This is a genomic window from Citrobacter sp. TBCS-14, from assembly GCF_005280805.1.
Lineage (GTDB): Bacteria > Pseudomonadota > Gammaproteobacteria > Enterobacterales > Enterobacteriaceae > Citrobacter > Citrobacter gillenii.
The window spans coordinates 318-569 of the sequence record NZ_SZWM01000468.1 but is presented as its reverse complement, the minus strand read 5'-3'; the positions used below and the strand labels follow the sequence as shown (position 1 = coordinate 569).

The following is a 252-nucleotide window of genomic DNA, read 5'->3' as shown; positions in this document are numbered from 1 at the left end:
ATCCCCGCCTCCACCATCGGGAACAGCGTTGCCGGGTGTCCAATCTCCTGAACAATATTGGCATCAATGGAAAAATGGGCCAACGCCGCATCGATCAGCGGTCGGCTGCCGGAAGCGTAATCCTGTAACACCAGACGTTCGTGGTACAAATCCTGCCAGTTTACCCACTCACGTTGGGCTAACGGATGATCATGGCGACACAGCAGCAGGAACGGTTCGGACAGTACGGCTTCACACTGCAGATCGGTCACG

1 protein-coding gene is annotated in these 252 nt (G+C 56.0%); it reads right to left on the bottom strand.

Annotated features, from left to right (window positions below):
- The coding region (locus tag FDX22_RS31305) for a LysR substrate-binding domain-containing protein (RefSeq protein ID WP_255432962.1) at window positions 1–252 on the bottom strand (252 nt) is incomplete at both ends.